General features: G+C 61.7%; 2 protein-coding genes. Both read left to right on the top strand.

Going from position 1 to position 1949, the window contains the following annotated elements; genetic code table 11:
* Nucleotides 1-875 (top strand): NADH-quinone oxidoreductase subunit M (locus tag D8U18_RS00020; RefSeq protein WP_131106759.1); only part of this gene is annotated, 875 nt, incomplete at its 5' end.
* 7 nt (nt 876-882) lie between these two features.
* Nucleotides 883-1949, top strand: a 1067-nt coding sequence (gene nuoN, locus D8U18_RS00015; RefSeq protein ID WP_131106758.1) for an NADH-quinone oxidoreductase subunit NuoN, incomplete at its 3' end; no start/stop codon positions are given.

The following is a 1949-nucleotide window of genomic DNA, read 5'->3' as shown; positions in this document are numbered from 1 at the left end:
CCACCGAGTACATCCTGATGCTCGGCTTCTTCATCGCCTTCGCGGTCAAGCTGCCAGTCGTACCGTTCCACTCCTGGCTGCCTGATGCTCACGCCCAGGCACCGACCGCAGGTTCTGTCGACCTCGCCGGTATCTTGCTGAAGACAGCTGCCTACGGCCTGTTGCGTTTCGCCCTGCCGCTGTTCCCGAATGCCTCGGCCGAGTTCGCGCCGATCGCCATGACCCTGGGTCTGATCGGGATTTTCTACGGCGCGTTCCTGGCTTTCGCACAAACCGACATCAAGCGCCTGATCGCCTTCTCGTCCGTTTCCCACATGGGCTTCGTACTGATCGGCATCTACTCCGGCAGCCAACTGGCACTGCAAGGTGCAGTGATGCAGATGCTGGCGCACGGTCTGTCGGCCGCGGCACTCTTTATCCTGAGTGGCCAACTGTACGAACGCACCCACACCCGCGACATGCGTGAAATGGGTGGCCTGTGGTCGAAGATCGCTTACCTGCCGGCCCTCAGCCTGTTCTTTGCAGCAGCGTCGTTGGGTCTGCCGGGTACCGGTAACTTCGTCGGTGAGTTCCTGATCCTGATCGGCAGTTTCCCGATCGCTCCATGGGTCACCATCATCGCCACCACCGGCCTGGTGTTCGGTTCGGTCTACTCGCTGATCATGATCCACCGTGCGTACTTCGGTCCGGCCAAATCGGACGCGGTACTGCATGGCATGGACGGTCGCGAACTGATCATGGTGGTCGGTCTGGCTGCACTGCTGATCTACCTCGGCGTGTACCCACAACCGTTCCTCGATACCTCTGCCGCTACGATGCATGGCGTGCAGCAATGGCTCGGCACCGCCTTCACTCAACTCGCTTCGGCCCGGTAAGAGCGCTATGGAATTCACGACTCAACACTTTATCGCGCTTGCGCCGTTGTTGATCACCAGCGCCACGATCATCGTGGTGATGCTGGCGATCGCCTGGCGCCGCAACCACTCGCAGACCTTCCTGATTTCCGTGGCGGGTCTGAACCTGGCTTTGCTGTCGATCCTGCCGGCTCTGAAGGTTGCGCCTCTGGCCGTGACCCCATTGCTGCAAATCGACACCTTCGCCTGCCTGTACATGGCGCTGATCCTGGTCGCCACCCTCGCCTGTGTCACCCTCGCCCACGCCTACCTCGGCGATGGCGGTTCGGGTTACCCGGGCAACCGTGAAGAACTGTACCTGCTGATCCTGATGGCTGCCGCCGGTGGCCTGGTTCTGGTCAGCGCGCAGCACCTGGCCGGGTTGTTCATCGGCCTGGAACTGCTGTCGGTGCCGGTCTATGGTCTGGTGGCCTATGCCTTCTTCAACAAGCGCTCGCTGGAAGCCGGCATCAAGTACATGGTGCTGTCGGCCGCCGGTTCTGCATTCCTGTTGTTCGGTATGGCGCTGCTGTACGCAGACTCGGGTTCCCTGAGCTTCGTCGGCATCGGTCAGGCATTGGCGGCTACCGGTCTGCCAAGCTCGCTGGCACAACTGGGCCTGGGCATGATGCTGATCGGCCTGGCATTCAAGCTGTCGCTGGTCCCGTTCCACCTCTGGACCCCGGACGTTTACGAAGGTGCTCCGGCGCCGGTTGCAGCGTTCCTCGCTACCGCTTCCAAGGTTGCCGTGTTCGCGGTGATGGTGCGTCTGTTCCAGATCTCGCCAGCGGCAAGCAGCGGCATCCTGAGCGATGTGCTGACCATCATCGCCATCGCGTCGATCCTGTTCGGTAACCTGCTGGCACTGACCCAGAGCAACCTCAAGCGTCTGCTGGGTTACTCGTCCATCGCTCACTTCGGTTACCTGCTGATCGCCCTGGTGGCGAGCAAAGGCCTGGCCGTGGAAGCCATCGGCGTGTACCTGGTCACCTACGTGATCACCAGCCTCGGCGCGTTCGGCGTGATCACCCTGATGTCCTCGCCGTACAACGGCCG

Origin of the sequence: Pseudomonas sp. Sample_10 (genome assembly GCF_004321495.1) — a bacterium.
In the GTDB taxonomy this organism is placed as follows: domain Bacteria; phylum Pseudomonadota; class Gammaproteobacteria; order Pseudomonadales; family Pseudomonadaceae; genus Aquipseudomonas.
This window is presented reverse-complemented; position numbering and strand designations above follow the sequence as displayed.